Consider the following 24825-nt stretch of genomic DNA (forward strand, 5'->3'; position numbering starts at 1 on the left):
ATGGACATCGTGATCGCTCAGACTGCTGCCGTGATTGCCGCAGGCTCCCAGGGCCGCGTGCACGCTCGTGCCTGGGCACGGGCCACTGGTGTCGATTTGATAGCGGTGGCCGACCCGACGGAGCAGCTCGCAGCGGAACTGGCCGAGGAGCACGGAGCGCGGGCGTTCGGCGACGCGGAGGCGATGCTCGCCGAGCTGCGGCCGGAGTTCGTCAGCGTGTGCACGCCTCCGGCAGTCCGGCTCGAGGTCGTGCGCGCGGCGATCGCGGCGGGTGTACGGGCCATCCACGTGGAGAAGCCAATGGCGACCTCTTACGCCGACGCCAAGACGATGGTCGCCGACGCCGAGGCAGCGGGCGTCCAGCTCACCGTGAACCTGCAGCGGCGATTCGAACCGGTGTACCGGCACACCGTCCAGCGCATCCGCGAAGGCGCGATCGGCGAGATCGTGAGCATCGAGGGGTACTGCCCTAACCTCGGCGACTGGGGCAGCCACATCGTCGATCTCATCCTGTTCGTGCTCGACGACGCGAAGCCGCACTGGGTGATCGGCCAGATCGACGTCTCAGTCAACCGGTACGTCTACGGCGTCTTCTCCGAGACCTCTTCGCTGACGCAGATCCGCTGGCCGTCGGGCGTCGGCGCCGTCGTCGTCACAGGACGCGAGCCCCAGTCGCCCGTGCTGAACCTGTCGAACAATGTCGGCCTGATCGTGCAGGGCACGACGGGGCGCATCACGACGCGCGGTGCGCAGTGCACGGTGCAGCGCTTCGGCGCCGGCGACGAGATCTTCCCGACACCGTACGCGACGGATGCCGCAACGTGGGACCACGGCATCGATCCCGCGATCTTCGCCGCCACGGATGCCGCGATCGGTGACGTCGTCGATGCATACACGACAGGCCGCGAGCCGGCCCTAACCGCGCGCCGAGCACTCGCGGGTGCGGAGATCATCTTCGCAACCTACGAGAGCAGCCGCTCACGCCGTCGGGTGCTGCTGCCGCTCGATCCAGCCGACAACGCCCTTGCCGACGGGTTGACCCGCGGCTTCTGGGAACCGACCGGCGAGCAGCGTTCCACATACTGAGACGAAGGACGATGACCCTAACCCCTGCCCAGCGCCGATCCGGCGCCGGTCGATCGGTGCGCGCCGACGTCCTGATCGGCGGCGACGACGTCTACGAGGACCTGTTTGGCGTATCAGACGCGCTCGCGCAGCTTCTCGCCGAGAACGGCATGGCGGCGCGGGTGCGTGTCGGCACCGCGGCGCTGCTCGAAGCTGCTCCTGATCTGGTCGTGCTCGAGACCGCCGTGGCGGACCTGTCGATCGAGCGCGTCGATGCGCTCGTCGCAGCGGTGAGTGCCGGTACCTCGCTGCTGGTCGTCCACGCCGGCGCCGTGCTCTTCGAGTCCGCGCCCGAGCGCAGGCTCGCCGAGCTCATCGGAGCGCGCTTCCTCTCGCACGGCCCGCACCCCCACGGCAGTCGCTTCCGCGTCGAGGTCGACCCCGACCACCCAGTAACGAGCGGACTCGCCGGCTTCGACGTCGACCACGAGCACTATCTGCTCGAGGTCGCCGCCGACGCGCGCCCCATCGCTTGGCGCGTGACCGCAGACGGTCGCGAGCCAGTCGCCGTCGTTCGCGACGACGCAGCGGGCCGCATCTGCTACATCCAACTCGGCCACGACACCCGGCCGTTCGGGGAACCCGCCGTGCGCGAACTTCTCGAGCGCTGCGTGCGGTGGCTGACGACCCCGATGGAGGACTGAGAGACATGCGCGCGTTCCGCCGCCGGATCTTCTTCTACCTGGTCACCGCCTGGGCGGCGATCAGTCTGAACTTCCTGATCCCGCGCCTCATGCCGGGCGACCCGGCCACGGCCCTGATCAACAAGTTCCAGGGCAAGCTCAGCGCCGAGGCCGTCGCCGCGCTGCGTCAGCTGTTCGGTTCCGACAACCGTACGCTGTGGGAGCAGTACGTCGACTATTGGGGGCGCGTGCTCACGGGAGACTTCGGCATCTCGTATGCCTACTACCCGTCGCCCGTGCGAGACGTTCTCGACCAGAGCATCTGGTGGACGCTCGCCCTCGTCACGGTCTGCACCGTCATCAGCTTCGTCATCGGCACGGGCCTCGGCATGTACGTCGGATGGCGGCGCGGCTCGTGGACCGACTCGGTCGTCCCGATCACAAACTTCCTCTCGTCGATCCCGTACTTCTGGTTCGCGACGATCATGGTGTACGTCTTCGGCATCCTGCTGCACTGGTTTCCCATTTCCGGCGGCTACGCGGTCGGGACGACAATCGGCTTCAACTGGCCCTTCATCTCCAGCGCCATCGAACACGCGATCCTGCCGGCGCTCACGATCGTCATCGCGTCGGTCGGCGGATGGCTGCTCGGCATGCGCAACATGATGGTCACCACGATGGGCGAGGACTATGTGCGCCTCGCCAAGGCCAAGGGGCTGAGCAAGAGCCGCGTGATGTACTCGTACGCCGCGCGCAACGCCGTGCTGCCGTCGTTCTCCTCCTTCGCGATGGCGCTCGGCTTCGTCGTCGGCGGGTCGATCGTCACCGAGATCGTCTTCAACTACCCGGGCGTTGGGTCTGTGCTGTTCAAGGCCGCGCAGGCGCAGGACTACCCGCTCATGCAGGGGCTGTTTCTCATCATCACGCTCGTGGTTCTCGTCGCGAACCTCGCCGCCGACACCGTGTACGTCTTCCTCGACCCTCGCACCCGAGAGGCCTGAATCATGACCATCAACGAGCCTTCGACCGAGGTCGTCGCCACGATGGCGCCGAGTCGCGGGAGCCGCTTGGCGTGGATGCGGTCCTTCCGTAAGGGCGGCACCCTCGTCGGAGTCGTCCTCGTGCTGATCTTCGTCGTTCTCGCGATCATCGGCCCGTCCATCGCGCCGTACGACCCCTCGCGGGTCAGTTACGACTACCTACAGCCGCCGAGCGCGGCGCACTGGTTCGGGACGACCCAGACGGGGCAGGACGTCTACTCGCAGGTGCTGTACGGCGCACGAATCTCGATGGTCGTCGGCGTTGTCGCCGCCGTCATCGCGGTGCTGCTGTCGGTTATCGTCGGCGTCACGGCGGGGCTCGTCGGCGGCCTCACCGACGACCTGCTCTCGATGCTCGCGAACATCTTCCTCGTGATCCCGAGCCTTCCGCTGACCGTCATCCTGATCTCCTACCTGCCGCACAGCGGGTCCACCGGGGTGACACTTGTGATCGCCGTGACCGGGTGGGCGTGGGGCGCGCGTGTGCTGAGGTCGCAAGCGCTCTCGCTCCGTGGCCGAGATTTCGTCGAAGCCGCGCGCGCAACGGGCGACCGGACGATCACGATCATCTTCCGTGACATCCTGCCGAACCAGCTGGCCATCATTGCGGCCTCGTTCCTCGGCACCGTGACCGGTGCGATCCTCGCGCAGGCGGGCATCGCGTTCCTCGGCCTAGCCGATGTAACCGAATACTCCTGGGGCACGATCCTCTACTGGGCGCAGACCTCCAATGCGCTCCTCAGCGGCGCCTGGTGGTGGTTCGTCCCCGCCGGTCTCGCGATCGCGCTGCTGGGTACCGGACTGTCGCTGGTCAACTTCGGCATCGACGAGTTCATCAATCCCCGACTGCGGTTGGCCGGCATCGGCACCCGCCGCGCCCGCCGGGCGATGGCCAAGCGGCCGAAGGCGAAGAAGCTGCCTGGTCGTCGCCACATCCGTGCCGCCGCCGCACCGTTCACGCAGATGAGCACCGACGTGCTCCTGGAGGTTCGCGGGCTGAGTGTCGAGTACCAGTCCGAGCACGCCAGTACCGTCGCGGTCAACAACGTCTCCTTCTCGCTGCGTCGCGGCGAGGTCATCGGCATCGCCGGGGAGTCCGGCTCGGGCAAGTCCACCCTTGCGTACGCCATCACCCGGCTGCACGAGCCGCCGGCGGCGATCACCGCGGGGCAGCTCCTTTACACCCGGGCCGACGGCGAAGTCGTTGACGTGCTCCAGCTCGGCGACGAGGAGCTGCGCCAGTTCCGCTGGGAAGAGCTGTCCATCGTCTTCCAGTCAGCGATGAACGCCCTCAACCCGATCATGCGGATCGGCGAGCAGATCGACGACACCCTCAAGGTGCACCGTCCCGCGATGACCCCGCAGGAGCGGGCGGCACGAATCCTCGAGCTGCTGGCCCTGGTCGGCATCCGCGAGGATCGCGTCGGTGCCTATCCGCACGAGCTCTCCGGCGGTATGCGGCAGCGTGCCATGATCGCCATCGGTCTCGCCCTCGATCCCGAAGTCATCGTCATGGATGAGCCCACCACGGCCCTCGACGTCGTGATCCAGCGTCAGATCGTCGAGAAGATCATGGAACTGAAGGATCGCCTCGGCTTCGCGGTCATCTTCATCACCCACGATCTGTCGCTGCTCATCGAGCTCTCCGACACGATCGCCGTCATGTACGCCGGTCGCATCGTCGAGATCGCGGAAGCGCAGGAGTTCTACCGGCGCCCGGCGCACCCGTACAGCCGCGGACTGCTCGGATCGTTCCCCACCCTGGGTGGAGAACGCCGTGAGCTCACCGGAATCCCGGGCAGCCCGCCCGACCTGCGGGCGCTGCCTACGGGCTGCTCCTTCGCTCCGCGGTGCCCGCTCGCGCAGGAGGCGTGTCGGACCGCGATGCCGCCCCTCCTGACCATCCCCAGCACGGATGTCGCGCGGCCCACCCAGGCGCGGTGCGTCGTCTACGAAGGCGCGGCGAAGACCAGCGACGAGATGGTGGAGGCCCTGTGATGACGACCGTGAACAACAACCCTGTCATTCGTGAAGCGACCACCGAGGCACCTGTGCTCGAGGCCGTCGACGTCACGAAGCACTTCGCCCTGCACGGTGTCCGCGCACACGGCCGAGGCAAGGTCGTGCACGCTGTCGAGAACGTCTCGCTCGCCCTGCACTCCGGGCGGATCACCGCACTGGTAGGCGAGTCCGGATCGGGCAAGTCGACGCTCGCGCGGCTGCTCGCGCAACTGTACCCGATCACCTCCGGCGAGATCCGGCGGCACGGGACCCCTGTGCGCGTGAAGGGCGGAAAGGCCTTCCGCAAGTACGTCAGTGCGGTGCAGCTTATTCTGCAGGACCCCTTCGGGTCCTTCAACCCGGTCGCACGCATCAACGTCACGCTGATGCGTGCGGTGAAGATACATCACCGGGGAGCCTCGAAGGCGCAGCGACAGCAGATCATCGACGACCTGCTCACGCAGGTGAACCTCGTTCCGCCGCGACAGTACACGGAGAAGTTCCCCCATGAACTCTCCGGCGGACAGCTGCAGCGCGTCTCAATCGCGCGGGCGCTTGCCGCGGACCCGGAGGTGTTCCTCGCCGACGAGCCCGTCTCGGCGCTCGACGTGTCCATTCGCCTGGGCATTCTGAATCTGCTGCGAAAGCTCACCGACGAACGTGACGTCGCGCTGCTCTACGTCACGCACGACATCGCGTCGGCGCGCTACTTTGCGGAGCACACCGCCGTCATGTACGCCGGCGAGATCATCGAGTACGGTCCGTCCGAAGAGGTCACGCAACGGGCGGCCCACCCGTACACGCGCCTGCTGATCGACTCGGCGCCCGACCCGAGCCGACCCGAGGGCGAGGACCGGCTCTCCGACGTCGGGCAGCCGCCCAGCCTGATCGACCCGCCATCTGGCTGCCGGTTCCACCCCCGTTGCCCATTGGCCGTCGAGCGTTGCCGCGTCCAGTCGCCGCCGCGCTTCGACCTCGAGAGCGGGCACGGGGCCCGCTGCTGGCTGTACGGCGACGACGAAGACGCCGCGGCTCATCGCGCGCATGCGCGCGAACTGCCCGGCATGACCGGCGTTCTCCGAACCGGAAGGAGGGCGGATCTCGAACCGGACGGCGATCGATGACCGATCATCCGTCCACATTCGCGTCACCCCCATCGTCATCACGACGACCCCAACCATGAAAGGCAATTCCATGCACAACCGAAAGCCCCGCGAGCGGTTCCTCGCGCGCGCCGGTGCCGTTGTGGCAGCACTGTCGCTGACCGTCGGTGCACTCGCGGCCTGCGCGCCCGTCGACAGCGGCGAGAGCGCTGACGGCGTCTGGCTCAACGTCGGAAACGGCTCCGACAACCTGACACAGGTGTTCAACCCGTTCCTGCCCGACCCGTCCGCCCTCAACATGATCGGAGGCACGAAAGGCTCGTTCATCTATGAGCCGCTCGTGCAGATCAACATGGTCGACATCGGCAACAACACGCCGTGGCTTGCGAAGAGCTGGGAGTGGACCAACGACAACAAGACGTTCACGATCACGCTGCAGGACGACGTGAAGTGGTCAGACGGCGAGGCGTTCAGTGCCGACGACGTCGTCTTCACGTACGACCTCGTCGCGAAGGACCCGGCGCTGAACCGCTCGGGGATCACGTTCGATTCAGTCAAGGCTGTGGATGACTCGACCGTCGAGTTCGACTTCGCGACCCCGTCGCGCGAATCGTTCTTCAGCCTCGTCTCGCTGCCGATTGTCTCGGAGCACATCTGGTCGAAGGTAGAGGACCCGGCGACCTACGAGGACAAGGAGCCCGTCGGCACCGGCGCGTTCGTGCTCGACACCTTCAGCCCGCAGTCGCTGACGCTGAAGGCGAACACCGACTACTGGGGCAAGAAGCCGCAGATCGCGGGTCTGCGTTTCATCCCGTACAAGGACAACACGGCGCAGCTGGCCGCGCTCGTGCAGGGCGACATCGACTGGGCCGGCACCTACATACCAAACGTCGAGCAGTCGTACCTGTCGAAGAATGACCACTTCCACTACTGGTCGCCCGCGACCGGCATTGACGGTCTCATCCCGAACCTCGAGGTGTGGCCACTCAGCGAGCTCCCGGTACGCCAGGCGATCAGCCTTGCCGTCGACCGCACGCAGCTCGCGGCGTCGCGCGACTCGCAGCCGGCCTCGAACGTCATCGGCCTGCCGATGCCCGCCTTCGAGTCGGTCGTCGCTCCGGAGTTCAAGGACAAGGACTTCTACCAGGACGCCGACGAGGCCGCCTCGATCCTTGAGAACGACGGCTGGGCGAAGGGCTCAGACGGCATCTGGGCGAAGGACGGCAAGAAGCTCGAGTTCTCGGTGAGCTTCCCGTCGGCCTACACCGACATCGCCGCGTTCGCGCAGGCGCTCGTCTCGCAGCTGGGTGACTTCGGCATCACGATGACGATCAACGGCGTACAGCCGAGCGACATCAACGGCCTCACCGCGATGGGCGACTTCGACTCGACCCTCGGATACCCGACGGACTCGTTCCCGGATGCGTTCTCCTACTACAACGTGATCATGAACCCCGCGTACTACGTGCCGATCGGGACCAACAATGAGACGCTGCGCAACATCCAGCGTTTCAACGATCCGAAGGCCAAGGAGTTGTTCGCGGCGTACCCGCTGGCCACGAGTGACGAGGAGCGCACCGACATCCTCAACCAGCTCCAGTCGATCTGGGTCAACCAGCTACCCATCATCACGATGTTCTACTGGGGCTACTACGCCAACTGGAGCGACGAGAAGGTGACCGGGTTCCCCGATGAGGGCAATGCGTACGCCAACCCGTTCCCGAACGCCGTCACGGCGATCAACCTGGTGCCGGTCACGAAGTAGCACCGACCGTCCCCTGCGGGGGCGGGCGAGAGCTCGCTCCCGCAGCATCCATTGAAGGGCTTCCCCATGGCATCTCGCGCGCTTGTCCTCATCAACGGCGACGACATCCACCACGACCTCATCACCGCCTCGCTCGTGTTTCAGCAGCTCGGCGTCGAGGCCGGCTTCGCCACGCGGCGCGGCATCGGCCTCAATCGCTTCATCGACGCCCGACCGGAGACGGCGGATGCCGATGTATACCTTCTGTACACCGCCGGAGGCAGCTTCCCCGCGGCGCAACAACAGGCCCTCGCCGACGCGGTCGGGGCAGGCAAGGGCGTCGTCGCGCTGCATGGCGCGAACATCATGGGTATGGCCGCGGACGGCGGGCTGGATGCCGAGTGGGCTGCGCTTTACGTGGCTCTCGGCAATCGTTACCTCTCGCACGGCCCCGGCCACCACGAGGGCAGGCACCGCGTCGACATCGTCGCCGAGCACCCTGTGACCGCGGGGGTCGAGTCCTTCGAGCTCTTCGACGAGTACTACGAATTCGAGCTCGCAGACGACGACGTCACAGTCCTTGCGACGCGCACGCGTGCCGACGGCGAGATCATCCCGGTCCTATACGTGCGGGAGGTCGGCGATGGCCGCGTTGTGTACCTCGCGCTCGGCCATGACCTGCGCTCGTGGGGGGAACCCGCGTTCCGACGGCTCGTCGTTCAGGCGATGCAGTGGGCAGGGCGCGCATGAGCGCCGTCGCGGAAGGCGTCGTGCCGAGTGCCAGTAAGCCCGGCGCGGCCGTCATGCTCTACACCGTCGACGCGCTGCTCGACGACGATTTCGAGGGCACCCTGCAGCGGATAGCCGACCTCGGCTACTTGGGGGTGGAGACGTACGGTCTGCACGGCCACAGCGCGGCTGCGGTGCGAGGGATGCTGGATCGCACCGGCCTCGAGCTGGTGAGCTCCCACGCACCGTTCCCGTACGGGCAGGATGCTCGCCGCATCCTCGACGAGTACGCCCGGCTGGGGGCCCCCAACCTCGCGTGGAGCATGGAGGCGGAGGAGTTCACGAGCGTCGAGTCGATCGCGCGCGGCCTTGAGCGGGTCAACGGCGGCGTCGACGAGGCGGCCTCCTACGGCATGACCGTCGCTTACCACAACCACAACGCCGAGTTCCGGTACAGCTTCGACGGTCGCGGAGCTTACGACATCCTGCTCGAACGCCTGCACCCCGACGCGAGGGTCGAGCTCGACCTCTACTGGGCTGCCGTCGGAGAAGCCGACCCAGCCGCGATCGTCGCGTCGATCGGCCCTCGTCTGCGCTACGTGCACGTCAAGGACGGCCCGGCGCTCACGTACGGTGACGACATCCTCGTGCCGATCGGCGAAGGCTCGGTCGACATCCGTGCCGCCCTGCGCGTGCCGTCGACCCTGGAGTGGCACATCATCGAGCTCGAGACCCTCGCCGTCGACGTGTTCGAGGCCCTCGAAAAGTCCTACCGCTATCTCGTTGACGGCGGATTGAGCCAGGGCCGGACCCACACAGAAGGAGATGCGCCATGACCCGCAAGGTCCTGTTCCTGGGTGGCGCCGGCATGATCGGCACGGCCGCCGGCAAAGAGCTCGTCGCGTCCGGCGCCGAACTCACGATCGTCACTCGGAACGAGCCGGCGCGCCCGCCCGCCCGGGGCGTGCGCAGCCTCCGCGCCGACGTCCGCGACGCAGCATCTCTTGACGCCGCGCTGGGAGGCGAGGAGTTTGACGCGGTCGTGAACTGGGTAGGCTTCAGCGCGGCCGACGTCAGCGGAGACATTGCCCGATTCGCCGGGCGCACCGGGCAATACGTGTTCATCAGCACGTGCTCGGTCTATTCTCGCCCCGCGGCGCTACCGCTGACCGAGTCCTCGCCGCGCCGCGCTCCCAAGTTCGGGTATCCGCAGGGCAAGATCGCCGCCGAGGTCGCGCTCGAGCAGGGCTTCCGTGACAGGGGCCTGCCGCTCACGATCGTGCGCCCCATGCACACCTACGATGACACAACCATGATCTTCCCGGCGTCCTGGACGACCGTCGAGCGCATGCGGCAGGGGCTGCCCGTCGTCGTGCACGGCGACGGGACGTCACTGTGGACGCTCACTCATGTCGACGATTTCGCACGCGGGTTCGCGCCTCTCGTTGGCAACCGGCACGCGGTCGGCGAGATCGTGAACCTCGTAAGCGGTGACATCCTCACGTGGGACGAGATCTATCTCACGCTTGCCGACGCCGCGGGCGTGCGTGATCCGCACCTCGTACACCGCTCCAGCGAGAGCATTGGCAAAGTGCTCCCGGGCTGGGCCGAGGTGCTGCAGGAGGACTTTCGGCACTCGATCCTGTTCGAGACGACCAAGTTGCAGCGCCTCGTGCCGGGTTTCGCCCCGAGGATCTCGTTCTCCGAGGGGGCGCGACGGATTGTCGACTGGCACGACGCGGACGCATCGCGCCGGACGTTGGACCGGGCGCTCGTCGAGGCATACGAGAAGCTGATCGCGTCATGACGGGGCTCTCGGTGCAGCTTTACAGCGTCCGCGACGGCCTCGACGACGACACTCCCGGTACGCTCGCCCGGCTGTACGAGCTAGGGTTCCGGGCTGTCGAGCCGTATGACATCCTCGGTGATCCCGCACTGCTCGCGCGCCGACTGCAGGATGCGGGGCTGTCCGCACCGACGGCGCACGCGAGCTTCCTGCGGTTCAGTCTCGATGAAGTGCTGGATGCCGCGGAGCGGATCGGTACCGCGACGGTTATCCTGCCCTCGGCACCCCGCGAGGCATTCGTCTCCCGCGCCGGCGTGCGTGAACTCGCGGACGTCGTGAACAGCGCAGCCGCCGTGGCGGCCAGGCGTGGCATCGGCATCGGCTATCACAACCACGAGTTCGAGTTCCTGGCGCGAATCGGCGGCGTCCCCGCGTGGGAGGTCTTTGCGGGAGAGCTCGACGAGCGGGTCGCCCTCGAACTCGACCTGCATTGGGCGAGTGTCGGCGGGGTGGACGTGTTCGACCTCACGCGGCGGTTTGCCGGCCGCATCCGATTCCTCCACGTCAACGACGAAGAACTCGGCGTCGAAGACGGATTCGCCTCGAACCCGCACGACGGCGATTCGTCCGACGTCGTGACCGCGATGGGGGATGCCGTGGAGCTCGTAGTTCTCGAGGTCGTAGAGGATGGCGACGTCTTCCCGTCCCTCGAGCGCAACGCCCAGGTGTTCCAGGAGGTCGCGCGATGAGGGAGCCGATGGGTGTCGTCGTGATCGGCGCCGGCAGCATCTCGGACGAGTACCTGCAGGCGCTCACCTCGTATCCCGAGATCGCGGTGCTCGGCGTCGCCGACCTCGACGCCGAGCGGGCCCGCGCGCAGGCTGATGCGCACAGGGTCGCCCACAGCGGCTCCACGGCCGAGATGCTGGCGCTGCCCGGAGTCGAGCTCGCCGTGAATCTCACGATCCCAGCCGTGCACGCCGAGGTCGCGCTCGAAGCGATCGCGGCGGGCAAACACGTGTGGGGTGAGAAGCCGTTCGCGCTTGACCTCGCGTCGGCGCACGCCGTCGCGGATGCCGCCCGCGCGCGCGGCGTCGTACTCGGCAACGCGCCCGACACCGTGCTCGGGCGCGGCATCCAGAACGCGCACGCCCTCCTCCGTGCCGGTCGCATCGGCGAGCCGCGGTCCGTGCTGACACTCATGCAGGGGCCGGGGCCGGACGGCTGGCATCCACGGCCGGAGTTCCTGTTCCGGGCCGGAGCCGGCCCGTTGTTCGACATCGGCCCCTACTACATCACGACGCTCGTGACGATGTTCGGGTCGGTCGAACGTGTGCAGGCCGTCGGGAACCGCGCCTTCGACGTCCGCACCATCCCGTACGGGCCCCGCCAGGGCGATGCCCTCCCGGTGGAGGTGCCGACGCACGTGTCGGTGCTCACGACGTTCCGCTCCGGCGTGCTCGGAACCTCGGTGTACAGCTTCGATTCCCCGGTCCGTCGGCAGTTGTTCGAGGTCACCGGCACGGAGGGCGTGCTTACGGTGCCCGTGAGCGGCTATGACGGGCCATCGACGATCGTCCCAGCGCACGTCGCGGCGCCTGAGGTACAGGAGGTCACGCCGCCCGGGCCCGCCCGTTCCCGCGGCGTCGGCGTGCTCGAGATGGCGCGCGCGATCCGCGCTGGACGGGCGCCGCGGGCCAGTGGTGAGCTGGCGCTGCACGTGCTCGAGGTCATGCTCGCAGTGACCGAGTCCATGCACACCGGAGAATCCGAGTCGGTGACGAGCGTTGTTCGCGAAGTCCCGCCGCTACCTGGAACGTGGAGTCCACTGGTTCCCGAGGAATACTGAGGCATGTTGAGGGGCTCAGTGGACCGAGTATTGGCTAACGCGACATGAAAGGGGCGAGGTGAGGTCTCGTGACTGAAGCAATGGGTGGCCCTCTCGCCATCCGGCCCGACTATCCGGAAGCGCTGTGGATACAGGCCCGCAAGCTGATCGTCGCCGAAATAACTTCGGGGGCTTTGGAAGCCGGTCGTCGGCTCCCACCGGAACGCGAGCTGTGCCAACAGCTGAGCATCTCCCGAGTGACGTTGCGTAAGGCTCTCGCCAGTCTCGTGGAGGAAGGCGTGCTGATGCCGTCACACGGGCGCGGTTGGTACGTCGCGGCCGGCGGCGCATCTGTCGAACGCGAGTGGCCGAACAGTCTCGAGTCGTTCACAGAGACCGCGGCGCGCATGGGGCTGGAACCATCGTCGAAGATTCTTCGCAGCGAGGTGGCTCCCGGCACTTACGACGAAGCGGAGGAACTGGGCCTCGCCCCTGGCACGCCCCTGTTCGTCCTCGAACGTGTGCGGCTACTCAACGGCGTGCCGATCGCGGTCGACCGCGCGCGCGTCCCGGCCTTCTTGGACGACCGCTTCCTCGAGCCCGACTACACCGTCGAATCGCTTTACGAAAGGCTCGCGGAGGCCGGCGTCTCGCTCGCTCATGCGGAGACGACGATCGAGGCGCAGAAGGCCGATGCGGAGGTCGCCGAGAGCCTGGACCTGAAGGAGTTCGACCCCATCCTCGCGATGCACCAGCTCGTGATCGACGATGCGGGACGCCGTGTACTGGTATCCGATATCCGCTACAGCGGCGAGCGGTATCGGTTACGGACCACGTTCAGCCGTTCGATGCGCTGATTGACTCCTTTGGCGCTCGGCCCGCGTCCCCCGGTGAGCCTACTCACGATGAAGCCGTCCGCGACGGAGTGGGTGGACCATTGGCCCTGCTGTTTTGCTCCGGCGAACGACCAGTCCCGCGGTCTAAGGCCTGCTGGTGTCCCGGTCGCTCCCGTGTGCCCAGAACCGCGGCCCGAGGAACTCGGGGACGCGATGACACCCTAGATCCGCGTGATTCCAGGGAGAAGACGAAACCCCCCCCGCGATGTGGAAGCTACGCGAGGGTCCTGGGGTGACTGTAACGATCACCCGTGTGGCTCCGACCGGTGACCTTTCGATTTTCAGTCACATTTCGGCCGATCCGAGCGCTGGCGACCGACTCAGAATCGCACGCCACTGGCTCACGTCCTTGTACCGAGACGCGCATCGGGAGCGCAGCGACATGATCCGTGCTCGCCACGAGGCGGCCGCCACTACGCCCACTCATGGTGACAACGTGCCGTGTGCAGACGCGGGACCAGCCATCCACCGATGATGATGGTGAACTCTCAGCTGAACCGTAGCGCCCCGGTCACGCGGGCCGGATGGGCGTTCATTACTCAAGGTCTGCGCGGACTCAGAGGTGCAAGACGCCTTCGGCAACGACGATCCCCGAGCCCGACAGCTCGACGTGGTCGTCGTCTACGACGACCTGCAGGATGCTCGGGCGGCCGAGTGCGCGTCCTTGTTCGATGCGGATGGGCGAGTGCTCCGGAACGAGGCCTTCGCGGACGAGGAGTGCGGCAAGGGGACCCGCGGCGGTGCCCGTCGCGGGGTCCTCGACGATGCCCACGGTGGGGTTGAAGAAGCGGGCGTAGGCATGAACCCCGTCGTGGCCGTCTGCAGTGGAGTACACGTAGCAGCCTTCAGCGCCGGCTTCGGCGAGCAGCCTGCGCAGGTGGGCGGCATCCGGATCTGCTCGGTCGACATCCTCGCGGGAATCGAGCGCGAGGAGCAGATGCGCGGCACCCGTCGACACGACCTCGGCCGAGCGCCCGTCCGCCAGGGCATCGGCGTCGAGGCCGAGAGCATCCGCGAACTCTGCCCCCGCGTGCACCGTGCGAACGAATCGGGTGCGCGCGTGGCGCATCGAGACCTGGACCCGCCCGTTCTCAGCCCTGTCGATGCGGACGGGCAGGACGTCGTCGCCGATCTGCTGAGCGAACTCGGTGCGTGCGGGATCGAGGCGCCCAGCCTCGGCGAGCCAGATCCAGGCTCCCATCGCGTTGTGTCCGGCGCCGAGGACCTCCGCCCCGGCGACCGTGAACGAGCGAAGCCGGCAGTCCGCACCCGGCCTGGTCGGGGTCACCAGGAACGTCGTCTCGGACTGATTGAACTCTCGGGTGATCGCCCACATGCGACCCTCGTCCAGGTCGTCCGCGTCGGGGACGAGCGACAGCGGGTTCCCGGTCAGCGGGGTCTCGGCGAACACGTCGACCCACCAGAAGTGCTTGTCGACCACGGTGGCCTCCTCCTCGTGCATCCACCCTATGGAGCAGGATCGGCCGCCACGAGCGGTGCTGCGGATCCATGACTGCGTGTGACGTCGCGTTCGTGACGGGATGTGACGGGCGAACTCGGCGGGACCGTCGCCGTCGTCGACAGTGAACGTGTCGTCATCGGTCTGCAAGGAGGAGCCATGAGTCTCACCGACACCGGAGTCCACTCGGACACCCTCGTCAGCGATCGGTACGGCGTCCGTCCGCCGATCGGGCTTCGCGTCGATCCCGCGGGGGTGGTGCCGCTGCTGCTGGCACACCGTTCCGTCCGCGCGTTCGACTCCACACCGATCGCGGACGAGGTCATCGACACGCTCATCGCCTCAGCCCAGTCGGCCTCGACCTCGTCGAACCTGCAGTCCTGGAGTGTGATCGTCGTACGCGACCCCGCACGCAAGGCAGAGGCGGCGGCCCTCGCCGGCGAACAGCAGTTCATCGCGGACGCGCCGGTGTTCCTCGTCTTCGTCGCCGACTGGGCGCGCGGCGTTGACATCGCACGACGCCGGGGTGAGGCATCCACCGGCATCGAGTATCTCGACAGCACGCTGGTGGCAACCATCGACGCCGCACTCGCCGCGCAGAACGCCGTGGTCGCCGCCGAGTCGTTAGGTCTGGGCGCGGTCTACGTCGGCGCGGTGCGCAACAACCCGGAGCAGCTCTCGGAGCTCCTCGGACTGCCCGACGCGACGTACCCCGTCGTGGGCGTGGCGATCGGACGCCCGGCGCAGTCGGACCGGGCGCAGGTGAAGCCGCGCCTGCCGCAGTCGGTGGTCCGCCATGACGAGCTCTATCGCGCCGCCGCCGCTGAAGACATCGAGGGCTACGACACAGTGCTGCGGGGCTTCAACGAGTCGCAGGGTCGCAGCGGAGGATGGCTCGAGTCGGTCATCACCCGCGTCCGCAGTCGATCGGCGCTGCACGGCCGTGACGCTCTGCGATCGGTGCTGGACAAGCGCGGACTGCCGTCGGCATGACCGCTCACACCAGCGACCCCGGAGCTGCGACGGATCAGCGGATCAGCCTGGACTGGTTCCTGCCGCTCACGGGGGACTCGCGCACCGATCTCAGCCTGGGCAGCGCCACGAACAACGATCCGCTGCACAAACCGGTCGCCCAGCGCGCGGCGACGATCCCCTACCTTTCGCAGGTCGCCCGCGCCGCCGAATACCTGGGCTACGAGGCCGTTCTCGTCCCCACCGGGAGCGGGAACGAAGAGAGCTGGACGATCTCGGCCGCCCTCTCGCAGCACACCCGTTCGCTCGAGTACCTCGTCGCGGTGCGTCCAGGACTCATCTCGCCGACGATTCAGGCGCAGCTCGCCTCGACCTTCCAGAACATCAGCGACGGTCGCCTTCGTATCAATGTCGTCGTCGGCGGCGAGGACGTCGAACAGCGACGGTACGGGGATCACGTCGGCCACGACGACCGCTATCGGCGAGCCGCAGAGTACCTGGTCATCCTGCAGCGGCTGTGGTCCGGAGACCGGGTGACCCACCATGGCGAGTTCTTCGACATCGAGGACGCCTACATCGCGCCGCCGCTCCGGGTGCCGGCCGTCTACCTCGGCGGCTCGTCCGACGCGGCGATCGACGTCGCCGCGGAGCATGCGGACGTGTACCTCACGTGGGGGGAGCCGCCCGCGCAGGCTGGGGAGAAGATCCGGCGGGTGCGCGAGCGGGCAGCGGCCCGAGGACGGGTGCTCAGCTACGGCGTCCGTCTGCACGTGATCGCGCGGCCGACGTCGGACGAGGCATGGGCGATCGCCGATGCCCTCGTCGCCGGGCTGGATCCGGAGTTGATCGCGCGGCGCCGGGCGGCCTTCGCCGTCTCCGGGTCGGTGGGTCAGCGCCGTCAGCACGCTTTGACGAACGGCGGCACCACCCGCGCCGACCTCGAGATCCACCCGGGGCTCTGGGCCGGTGCCGCGCTCGTCCGCGGCGGTGCCGGGACGGCGCTCGTGGGCAGCTACGAGGAGGTCGCGGACCTCATCGGCGAGTACCACTCCCACGGCTTCCGTGAGTTCGTGCTGTCCGGATACCCCCACCTGGAAGAGTCCTACTGGTTCGCCGAAGGGGTGCGGCCGCTGCTCAACCGGCGCGGACTGCTCTAGGGATGCCCCCGACGCGCGGGCTCTGCATCCTCGCGTGACCGCCCGTGACGGACTGTTTCGCCGGGTCGTCGACCGGCAGAAGCGGGCTCCCTAGCGTCGAGACATGACCGTTCAGCCCACCACGAACCGCAGCGCCCACGAGCACCCGGCGCACCGCACCATCGGCGCGGCCGTCTCGTCCGACGACTTCCGATCGCTGTTCCGCGGGCACCCCAGCGGTGTCGCCGTCATCACCGCGACCGGTTCGGAGGGGCCGGTCGCCCTGACGGCGTCGTCCGTGGCCTCGGTCAGCGCGGATCCGCCGCTGCTCGTGTTCTCGGTGTCGGCGCTGTCGTCGGCCACCCCGACCCTCCTCGCGGCGGACTCCATCGTCGTGCACCTGCTGGACGCCGACGACCTCGACATCGCACGCCTGGGCGCGACGAGCGGCATCGACCGCTTCGCGAACACCGACTCGTGGGCACCGCTGCCGACCGGCGAGCCGCTGTTCCGCGGCGTCCGGGCATGGGTGCGGTGCGCGGTCGTCAGCCGGATGGATGCCGGCGGCTCGACGGTCATCGCGGCCCACGCCCTCCAGGCACACCTGGCTCGCGACGTCGAGACCGACACCGCGGGCGCCGCCCTGGTCTACCACAACCGCAGCTGGCACCGACTCGGCGATCACTCCCGCGTCGGCTGAGCTAGCCCGATCCGCGTGCACAGGAGTGAGGAGCACGAGATGTCATGGACGCACAGCTACGGCAATGAGGACGCCGGCGACGGCATCCCCGTCCGCCTCGTGGAGGCGCGCGACGCCTTCATGGAGGCGCAGCGGACATTGGAAGCGGCTCGCGAGGACCTGCTGCGTGCGCACTCCGAGACGAATCGCCTGTGGGGTTCAGGTCGCTGACTGGGCCGCGAAGATCCGGGACAGCCCTGTTCGTTACGCCGTCTGGCGTCGTGAGTCTTCCCGTGTCATCGGGTGTTGGACGGTGCCGCCGTCGCGACGAGATCGTGAAAACAGACCGCCCCGGCGAGAGAAAGGACCGATCCCGTGACAGAACAGCTGCACCTGGCCATCGCCCTCGAACGGGCAGGCTGGCACCCCGCCGCGTGGCGGGAGGAGACGGCCCGTCCCCACGACCTCACCTCGCCGCGCTACTGGCGCGACCTGCTGCGCACCGCCGACGACGCCGGCATCGTGCTCGCCACGATCGAGGACGCACTCGCGCTGACCGACCGATTCGAGCAGGTCGAAGGGCTGCGCCGTGACCGCGTCCGCGGGCGACTCGACGCCGTGCTCGTCGCGTCGTTCGCGGCGCCGCAGACCCGGCGCCTCGGGCTCGTGCCCACGGTCACGACCGCCCACCCCGAACCGTTCCACGTCGCCACCGGTATCCAGACCCTCGACTTCGCGAGCCGGGGTCGCGCCGGTGTGCGCCTGGTCGCCGGCGCCTCGGGTGCAGAGCGGGCGAACTTCGGGCGCCGACCGTCGGGCGTCGACGCGTTCCCGGCGTCGGGCCGCGTCGAGGACGCCCCCGAGATCCTCGCCGCGTTCCGCGAGGCCGGCGACTTCGCCGACGTGCTTTCGCGGCTGTGGGACTCGTGGCAGGACGACGCCATCATCCGGGATGCCGCGACGGGACGATTCCTCGACGCCGACCGTATCCACAACATCGAGTTCGAGGGCGAGTTCTTCTCGATCACCGGCGCATCGATCGTGCCGCGTTCGCCGCAGGGCCGCCCCCTGCTCACCGTGCTCGCCCATCAGACGGTGCCATACCGGCTCGCTGCCGAGCACGCCGACCTCGTCTTCATCACCCCGCGCGAGGACCTGGCCGGCTTCGGGTCCGCCGAGATCCTGGCGGAGCTGGATGCTGCTTCGGACCAGTTCCGTGTCGCGCCGCGCGAGCCCCTGCGGGTGTTCGCCGACCTGCTCGTCGTCATCGAAGACACCGCTGCCGCCGCCCGCGCCACCGCCGAACGACTCGACGACTGGGCCGGCGCTCCGCTGACGTCGGACGCCCGCATCGTCGTGGGGACAGCCGCCGACGTGGTGGACGTCGTGCGCGAGCTCGCAGACTCCGGGGTCGACGGTGTGCGCCTGCGGCCCGCCCGGCAGCCCGCCGACGTCGTCGCCATCGCCGAGCAGGTCGTGCCGCTGCTGCGCTCGGCCGGCGCGCTGCGTGCCGACGACGGCACCGGCACGCTGCGCCGACGCCTGGACCTCGTCCGCCCCGAGAGCCGCTACGCCCGAGAGCCTGAGCCGCGCTACGCCCGAGAGAAGGAGTTTGCGCTGTGAGCCGCAGCATCCGCCAGATCCACCTCGCCGCCCACTTCCCGGGCGTGAACAGCACCACCGTGTGGACCGACCCCACGGCGGGCAGCCAGATCGACTTCGCGTCCTTCGAGCACTTCGCCGCGACGGCCGAGCGCGGACTGTTCGACTACATCTTCCTTGCCGAAGGGCTGCGGCTGCGCGAGCACAAGGGGCGCATCCACGAGCTCGACGTGCTCGGCCGCCCCAACACCCTGTCGATCCTCGCCGCGCTCGCGGGGATCACCGAGCACGTCGGCCTCGTCGGCACGCTCAACACCACCTTCAACGAGCCCTACGAGCTGGCGCGCGAGCTCGCTACCCTCGACCACCTGTCGGGCGGCCGCGCCGGCTGGAACGCGGTGACGAGCTCGGACGCGTTCCACGGCGCGAACTTCCGGCGCGGTGGCTATCTCGACCACGCCGACCGGTACGAGCGGGCACGAGAGTTCGCGGCGCTCGCCAAGAAGCTGTGGGACTCGTGGCCCGCGGACGGTGTGCGCGCCGACGCCGGGACCGGCGTGTTCCTCGGCGACGACGTACCGGCGCGCGTGCGTCACAGCGGCGCGCAGTTCGACGTCGACGCTCTGTTCGACGTGCCGCGCTCGCCGCAGGGCCGGCCGGTGATCGTGCAGGCGGGCGACTCGGCAGACGGCCGACGGTTCGGCGCCGAGCACGCCGAGGTGATCTTCTCGCTGCACACCGGCTTCGACGATGCCCGCGCGTTCTATGACGACGTCAAGGGGCAGCTCGTCGCCTACGGACGCGAGGAGGACTCGCTCAAGATCCTGCCGGCAGCCACCTTCGCGATCGGCGACACCGACGAAGAGGCGCGCGAGCGGTCGCGCGAGATCGCGCTGCAGCAGGTGCGCCCCGAGATCGCGCTCACGTACGTCGAGCAGGTATGGGGCCGCGACCTGTCAGGCTACGACCCCGACGGGCCGTTGCCCGCTGTCGATCCCGACACAGGTTCCGAGACCGCGCGCGGCTGGGCCAATCGCCACGCGGCGGTGCGTGCGCGCATCGCGAAGCTGCGCGAGCTGTCGGAGACGGAAGGACTCAGCATCCGCGACACCGTCATCCGGCTCACCGCGAACCACACGTTCGTCGGGACGCCGGAGCGGATCGCCGCCGACATCGACCGGTACGTGCAGGAGCGCGCGACCGACGGGTTCACGATCGTGGGCCATCTCACGCCGCACGGCCTCGACGAGTTCGCCGAACGTGTGGTGCCGCTGCTGCAGGAGCGCGGCTCGTACCGCGAGTCCTACGACGAGGGCGCGACGCTGCGCGACCTGCTCGGTCTGCCTGTCCCCGGCCTGGCGTCGCCGGCGCTCGCGGCACGATGACCGGGCGCCCGCGCCTGCTGTTCGTCGGAGCGGGCCCGCGGGCGACGATGCTGCTGGAGCGCCTGCTGGCGCGCACCGATGAGAGCACCCAGCTCGACATCGATCTCGTCGACCCGTTCCCACCGGGAGCGGGGCGGATCTGGCGGCACGCACAGTCGCCACTGCTCAAGCTCAACTCGATGACGCGAGACGTCACGGTGTTCACCGACGACTCCTGCACGATCGACGGACCGGTGCGCCCCGGTCCTTCGCTCAGCGAATGGCTCGAGCAGTGGCGCGATGGCGACTTGCCCGACGTCGAGCTCGACGAGCTGTCGGCGGCCGAAGCGCAGGTCCTGGAGCCCACGGGGTTTCCGACGCGGCGCCTGCACAGCCATTACCTCGACTGGTTCTTCCGGCGCACGATCGCCGACGCCCCGGCAGGCGTGCGCATCCGGTTGCACACCGACACGGTGACCCGCGTGCGCCCGGCGACCCGCGGACGTCACGCGACCGCACTCGCCGGCGGTGGCGAGATCGTCGTGGATGCCGTCGTCTACTGCCTCGGCCACACCGAGCGCGACCTCGACCCGGCCTCGGCGGCGCTGGTCGCGGCATCCACGCGGTTCGGGCTGCAGTATGTGCCACCCGCGTTCACCGCCGACTCCGATCTGTCGCACCTCGCCGAGGGCGGCGACGTGATCGTGCGGGGCATGGGGCTCGCAGCGGTCGACCTCGTCGTGCTGCTCACCCAGGGCCGCGGCGGACGGTTCGACCGAGACGCCGAAGGCGCGCTGCGCTACCGTGCGTCGGGCCGCGAACCCCGCCTGCACCTCGGGTCGCGGCGCGGAGTCCCGTACCGGTCCAAGGTCACGTCAAGCCTGCAAGGCGATCCGCCGCAGCGCGAGGTGCTCACCTCGACGGCGGTCGCGGCCCTCGTCGACGCGGACGGCCCGATCGACTTCGAGCGCGACGTGTGGCCCCTCATCGCCGGGGAGCTGCTGCACGGGCACTACCGCGAACTGTTCACCGGGCATCCCGGTCGCGTCTCGGGCACCTGGGAGCAGTTCCGGCAGATCCTGGGCGCCCACGCCTGGGACGACCCGGCCCTGCGCGCCGCGGTCGCCGCCGTGGTGCCCGATCCGCTCGACCGGTTCGACGTCGCCGCCTTCGACCGGCCGTTCGAAGGCGTCGCGTTCGCCGACGCCGACGACGTACAGCGCCGGGTGCGGGTGCACATCGCCGAGGACCTGCAGCTGCGGACGACGCAGGAGCGCAGCCCGGCCCAGGGCGTGTTCATCGCCGCGCTGCTGTCGTTCATGGCGCTGGCCGAGATCCCGAAGGAGAAGTGGAACGCGCGCTCCCGCGCGCACACCCTCCCGGTCCGGTGGCACACGTTCTTCAGCTACCTTGCGAGCGGTCCGCCGCCACACCGGCTCGAGGAGCTGCTCGCCCTCGCAGATGCCGGTGTCGTGCGCTTCATCGGCCCCGACATCGCGGTGAGCGCGCAGCCAGGCGGATTCGTCGCGACCGGGCCGCGGGCAGCGGGCCCGACCGTCGCCGGCGCGCTCGTGGACGCCTGGCTGCCCGCCGCGGACGCCGCCGTCAGCACCGATCCCGCACTCCGCGAGCTCGCGACGGTGCATGGCAGCGGCTTGCGCATCGCGGACGCCGACCACGACGGCCTGCTCGGCCGCGTGAGGGTGACCGACGAGGGCCGTGTCGTGCGGCACGACGATTCCGCCCACGATGCGCTCTTCGCCATCGGCCCCTTCACATCGCAGACCGAGGCGGGCGCGTTCACCCGGCCCCGGGCCGACTCGCTGTCGCTGCGGCAGAACGACCGGGTCGCGGGAGCTGTCGCAGCGCACCTGGGGGTCGTCGTGCCGGTCGCACCGTGACCGGTCACCTCGTCCGTCCCCGGGGACCGACGAGGTCCGCCCGCACTGGGCGTGGCAGGGCGGCGATGTGACGCCGAATGACGACGTGTGACCACGCGCGACTCCGATTCACGTCCCGTGACACGCCCGATGGAGGCCCGCAGGGCGTCTCGGCGACGCTGTAGCGACGCGCCGGCACCCCGATCGCGATCCCCGACACAGCTTCTGGAGACACCATGTCGTTCACCCGACCCCGTACCGCCGCGCTCGCGGCGATCGGAGCCGTCGCGCTCGCGCTGACCGCGTGTGCGAGCGGCTCCGGCGACGCCGCGCCCTCCGCATCCGCGGACGCGGAGCCCACCAGCGGCGGCAACCTCACGTTCGCGATCTCGGTCGACAGTCAGTGCATCGACCCCCAGCAGGTCGGCAACAACGATGCGATCGCCATCGCCCGCCAGACCGTCGCCTCGCTCACGATCCAGGACCCCGAGACCGGCGACATCCTGCCGTGGCTCGCGGAGGACTGGAAGGTGAACGACGACGCGACGAGTTTCACGTTCACCCTGCAGGACGGGCCCACCTACGCCGACGGAGAACCCGTCGACGCGGCATCCGTCAAGACCAACTTCGAGGCGATCGTCGCCCTGGGCGCGAAGGCGACGCTGGGTTCGTCGTACCTCGCCGACCTCGGAAGCATCGACGTCGTCGACGAGCACACCGTCACGATCAACTTCACCGAGCCGAACGCGCAGTTCCTGCAGGCGACGTCGACGTTCTCGCTGGGCCTGCTCTCGCCCGCGACCGCGGCAGTCAGCCAGGCAGACCGCTGCCTCGGGAACTACATCGGCTCGGGCCCGTTCTCGGTGAAGAGCTACACGCCCAACGAGGGCGCCGTGCTGGAGCGTCGTGACGGGTACGAGTGGGGTCCCTCGATCGCCGGGCACACCGGTGAGGCCTACCTCGACACGATCACGTACAAGGTGATCCCCGAGTCCGGCAACCGCACCGGCAGCCTGCAGTCCGGGCAGATCGATGCCACCACGGGCATCGCCACGGCCGACGCCGTGCTGTTCGAGGGCGACGACTTCTGGAGCCTCAACCGCGCCAATCCGGGGTCGGTGTACAACCTGTTCGCCAACCAGTCCACCGAGAAGCTCGCCGACGAGAACGTGCGGCTGGCGATCCAGAAGGGCATCGACCGCGAGCAGATCACGTCCACGCTGCTGAGCCCGGACGACAAGCCCGCGGTGTCTCCGCTCGCCTCGTCCACGCCCTACTTCGCCGACCTGAGCGACGTGCTCGAGTACGACCCGAAGGCTGCCGAGAAGCTCCTCGAGAAGTCGGGCTGGACCGTCGGCGACGACGGCATCCGCGAGAAGGACGGCGAGAAGCTCAGCTTCCACGTCACCTACTGGCAGTCGCCCAAGGAGGTGCTCGAGCTCGTCCAGCAGCAGCTGCGCCAGATCGGTGTCGACCTGCAGCTGACTTTCGCGAGCATCGCCGACGTGCAGGCGGCGAACGCCGACGGCACGTACGACTTCTCGTACGGCAACCTGACGCGCGCTGATCCGGATGTGCTGCGCACCGTGTTCTCGGTGAACGGCACCAACAACGCGACCAAGCGCACCGAACCCGCCGAGATCGACGAACTGCTGGACGAGCAGGCCGCGATCATCGACCCGGCCGAGCGGCAGAAGGTCGTCGACGAGGCGGCGAAGGAGCTCATCACGGGCGGCTACTCGATTCCGATCTACCAGCTGTCGACAACGATCACCGCGGCGTCGAAGGTGCACGGCCTGACGTTCGAGGCATCCAGCCGCCTCGACTTCTACGACGCCTGGGTCACCGAGTGAGCCACGGGCTCTGACACGGAAAGGATGAGGAACGAGAACATGTGGTGGAGCTACATCGCCCGAAGGATCGGGCAGGGACTGCTGGTCCTGTGGGCCGCGTACACGATCTCGTTCCTCATCCTCTATCTGCTGCCCGGCGACGCCGCGACGCTGTTCGCCGGCGGCGGCGACCAGGAGGCGATCGACCCGGCGCTCGTGGCGAAGCTCCGCACCGAGCTCGGCCTGGACCGGCCGCTGTGGGAGCAGTACCTGGTCGCCCTCGGCAAGGCGGTGACCGGCGACTTCGGCGTCTCGACGCAGACCGGGCGCCCGGCATCCGACCTGCTCCTCGAATCGCTGCCGCCGACGCTCGCGCTCACCGCCTTCGCGTTCGTGCTGTCGGTCGTCTTCGGCATCCTGCTGGCGCTGGCCGCTTCGCTCGCGCGGGCCAAGTGGCTGCGCAGCCTGCTGTCGTCGCTGCCGCCGCTGGGGGTGTCGATCCCGGTGTTCTGGATCGGACTGCTGCTGCTGCAGGCGTTCTCGTTCCGGCTGCGACTGTTCCCCTCCATGGGCAACGAGGGCTTCGAGAGCCTCGTGCTGCCCGCCATCACGATCGCGATCCCGTCAGGGGCGTTCATCGCACAGCTGCTGTCGCGGAGCCTCCGCTCGACGCTCGCGCAGCCGTACGTCGAGATCGTTCGCGCCAAGGGCGCGAGCGAGCGCCGCGTGCAGCTCGGGCACGCCTTCCGCAACGCCGCCATCCCGTCGCTCACGATGGTGGGCGTCCTCGTCGGCGGCCTGCTGTCTGGCGCCGTCGTCACCGAGACCGTCTTCTCCAGGCTCGGCATCGGCCGCCTCGTGGTGACCGCCGTCAACAACCGAGACGTGCCCGTCGTGCAGGTCGTGGTCGTCTTCGCCGCGCTCGTCTTCGTCGTCGCGAACCTCGTCGTCGACCTCGTCTACCCCCTCATCGACCGCCGCATCACGCTCGCCCGCACAGCGTTCGTCGCGGCCTGACAAGGAGCA

22 protein-coding genes are annotated in these 24825 nt (G+C 68.6%); 21 read left to right on the forward strand and 1 reads right to left on the reverse strand.

The annotated features are described in order from the left end of the window. From ACFWJ8_RS09210 to ACFWJ8_RS09265, 12 genes are all read left to right on the forward strand, one after another. Nucleotides 1-1086 (forward strand): Gfo/Idh/MocA family protein, encoded by a 1086-nt coding sequence (locus ACFWJ8_RS09210; protein WP_378810799.1) that lies wholly within the window; start codon nt 1-3, stop codon nt 1084-1086. An 11-nt stretch (nt 1087-1097) separates the two neighbouring features. Next, nucleotides 1098-1769: a ThuA domain-containing protein gene (locus ACFWJ8_RS09215; protein ID WP_378810800.1), complete on the forward strand. Its 672-nt coding sequence runs from the start codon at nt 1098-1100 to the stop codon at nt 1767-1769. A 5-nt stretch (nt 1770-1774) separates the two neighbouring features. Next, the gene (locus tag ACFWJ8_RS09220; RefSeq protein WP_378810801.1) at nt 1775-2749 is read left to right on the forward strand and encodes an ABC transporter permease; all 975 of its coding nucleotides are present in this window, start codon (nt 1775-1777) and stop codon (nt 2747-2749) included. Between the two features lie 3 nt (nt 2750-2752). After that, a complete protein-coding gene (locus tag ACFWJ8_RS09225) occupies nt 2753-4786 on the forward strand; it encodes a dipeptide/oligopeptide/nickel ABC transporter permease/ATP-binding protein (protein WP_378810802.1) in 2034 nt (677 codons plus the stop codon). Next, the gene (locus ACFWJ8_RS09230) at nt 4786-5913 is read left to right on the forward strand and encodes an ABC transporter ATP-binding protein (RefSeq protein WP_378810803.1); all 1128 of its coding nucleotides are present in this window, start codon (nt 4786-4788) and stop codon (nt 5911-5913) included. Before ACFWJ8_RS09225 ends, ACFWJ8_RS09230 begins: the two co-directional genes overlap by 1 nt. Before the next feature lie 70 nt (nt 5914-5983). Then, nucleotides 5984-7657, forward strand: coding sequence for an ABC transporter substrate-binding protein (locus tag ACFWJ8_RS09235; protein ID WP_378810805.1), 1674 nt, complete (start codon nt 5984-5986; stop codon nt 7655-7657). A 66-nt stretch (nt 7658-7723) separates the two neighbouring features. Continuing rightward, nucleotides 7724-8386 (forward strand): ThuA domain-containing protein, encoded by a 663-nt coding sequence (locus tag ACFWJ8_RS09240; protein ID WP_378810807.1) that lies wholly within the window; start codon nt 7724-7726, stop codon nt 8384-8386. Then, nucleotides 8383-9201, forward strand: coding sequence for a sugar phosphate isomerase/epimerase family protein (locus tag ACFWJ8_RS09245; RefSeq protein ID WP_378810808.1), 819 nt, complete (start codon nt 8383-8385; stop codon nt 9199-9201). Before ACFWJ8_RS09240 ends, ACFWJ8_RS09245 begins: the two co-directional genes overlap by 4 nt. Next, nucleotides 9198-10172: an NAD-dependent epimerase/dehydratase family protein gene (locus tag ACFWJ8_RS09250; RefSeq protein WP_378810810.1), complete on the forward strand. Its 975-nt coding sequence runs from the start codon at nt 9198-9200 to the stop codon at nt 10170-10172. The genes ACFWJ8_RS09245 and ACFWJ8_RS09250 overlap by 4 nt, the downstream gene beginning before the upstream one ends. Continuing rightward, the gene (locus tag ACFWJ8_RS09255) at nt 10169-10900 is read left to right on the forward strand and encodes a sugar phosphate isomerase/epimerase family protein (protein ID WP_378810812.1); all 732 of its coding nucleotides are present in this window, start codon (nt 10169-10171) and stop codon (nt 10898-10900) included. Before ACFWJ8_RS09250 ends, ACFWJ8_RS09255 begins: the two co-directional genes overlap by 4 nt. Beyond that, nucleotides 10897-12000 (forward strand): Gfo/Idh/MocA family protein, encoded by a 1104-nt coding sequence (locus ACFWJ8_RS09260; RefSeq protein ID WP_378810814.1) that lies wholly within the window; start codon nt 10897-10899, stop codon nt 11998-12000. Before ACFWJ8_RS09255 ends, ACFWJ8_RS09260 begins: the two co-directional genes overlap by 4 nt. 68 nt (nt 12001-12068) lie before the next feature. Then, nucleotides 12069-12836, forward strand: coding sequence for a GntR family transcriptional regulator (locus tag ACFWJ8_RS09265; RefSeq protein ID WP_378810815.1), 768 nt, complete (start codon nt 12069-12071; stop codon nt 12834-12836). A 595-nt stretch (nt 12837-13431) separates the two neighbouring features. Here the strand turns inward: ACFWJ8_RS09265 and ACFWJ8_RS09270 are convergent. Then, entirely contained in the window at nt 13432-14337 is a 906-nt protein-coding gene (locus ACFWJ8_RS09270) for a PhzF family phenazine biosynthesis protein (RefSeq protein WP_378810817.1), read from the reverse strand. Nucleotides 14338-14493: 156 nt separating this feature from the next. Here ACFWJ8_RS09270 and ACFWJ8_RS09275 point away from each other — a divergent pair, with 156 nt between their 5' ends. The 9 genes from ACFWJ8_RS09275 (at nt 14494) to ACFWJ8_RS09315 (ending at nt 24816) form a co-directional block, all read left to right on the forward strand. Then, on the forward strand, nt 14494-15327 hold the full coding sequence (locus ACFWJ8_RS09275) for a nitroreductase family protein (protein ID WP_378810818.1): 834 nt from the start codon (nt 14494-14496) through the stop codon (nt 15325-15327). Beyond that, nucleotides 15324-16463, forward strand: a complete 1140-nt coding sequence (locus tag ACFWJ8_RS09280) for an LLM class flavin-dependent oxidoreductase (RefSeq protein WP_378810820.1) — start codon at nt 15324-15326, stop codon at nt 16461-16463. The genes ACFWJ8_RS09275 and ACFWJ8_RS09280 overlap by 4 nt, the downstream gene beginning before the upstream one ends. Nucleotides 16464-16566: 103 nt before the next feature. Then, nucleotides 16567-17142: a flavin reductase family protein gene (locus ACFWJ8_RS09285; RefSeq protein WP_378810821.1), complete on the forward strand. Its 576-nt coding sequence runs from the start codon at nt 16567-16569 to the stop codon at nt 17140-17142. Nucleotides 17143-17181: 39 nt separating this feature from the next. Beyond that, the gene (locus tag ACFWJ8_RS09290) at nt 17182-17352 is read left to right on the forward strand and encodes a hypothetical protein (RefSeq protein ID WP_378810822.1); all 171 of its coding nucleotides are present in this window, start codon (nt 17182-17184) and stop codon (nt 17350-17352) included. Between the two features lie 144 nt (nt 17353-17496). After that, nucleotides 17497-18744 (forward strand): LLM class flavin-dependent oxidoreductase, encoded by a 1248-nt coding sequence (locus ACFWJ8_RS09295; protein WP_378810823.1) that lies wholly within the window; start codon nt 17497-17499, stop codon nt 18742-18744. Then, nucleotides 18741-20108 (forward strand): NtaA/DmoA family FMN-dependent monooxygenase, encoded by a 1368-nt coding sequence (locus ACFWJ8_RS09300; protein WP_378810824.1) that lies wholly within the window; start codon nt 18741-18743, stop codon nt 20106-20108. Before ACFWJ8_RS09295 ends, ACFWJ8_RS09300 begins: the two co-directional genes overlap by 4 nt. Beyond that, complete coding sequence (locus ACFWJ8_RS09305; protein WP_378810825.1) at nt 20105-21988, forward strand: FAD/NAD(P)-binding protein; 1884 nt, start codon at nt 20105-20107, stop codon at nt 21986-21988. Before ACFWJ8_RS09300 ends, ACFWJ8_RS09305 begins: the two co-directional genes overlap by 4 nt. 215 nt (nt 21989-22203) lie before the next feature. Beyond that, nucleotides 22204-23820: an ABC transporter substrate-binding protein gene (locus ACFWJ8_RS09310; RefSeq protein ID WP_378810826.1), complete on the forward strand. Its 1617-nt coding sequence runs from the start codon at nt 22204-22206 to the stop codon at nt 23818-23820. 24 nt (nt 23821-23844) lie between these two features. Next, nucleotides 23845-24816, forward strand: a complete 972-nt coding sequence (locus ACFWJ8_RS09315) for an ABC transporter permease (protein ID WP_378810827.1) — start codon at nt 23845-23847, stop codon at nt 24814-24816. Nucleotides 24817-24825 lie beyond the last annotated feature (9 nt).

This window comes from Microbacterium sp. NPDC058389 (assembly GCF_042722305.1).
Taxonomy (GTDB): domain Bacteria; phylum Actinomycetota; class Actinomycetes; order Actinomycetales; family Microbacteriaceae; genus Microbacterium.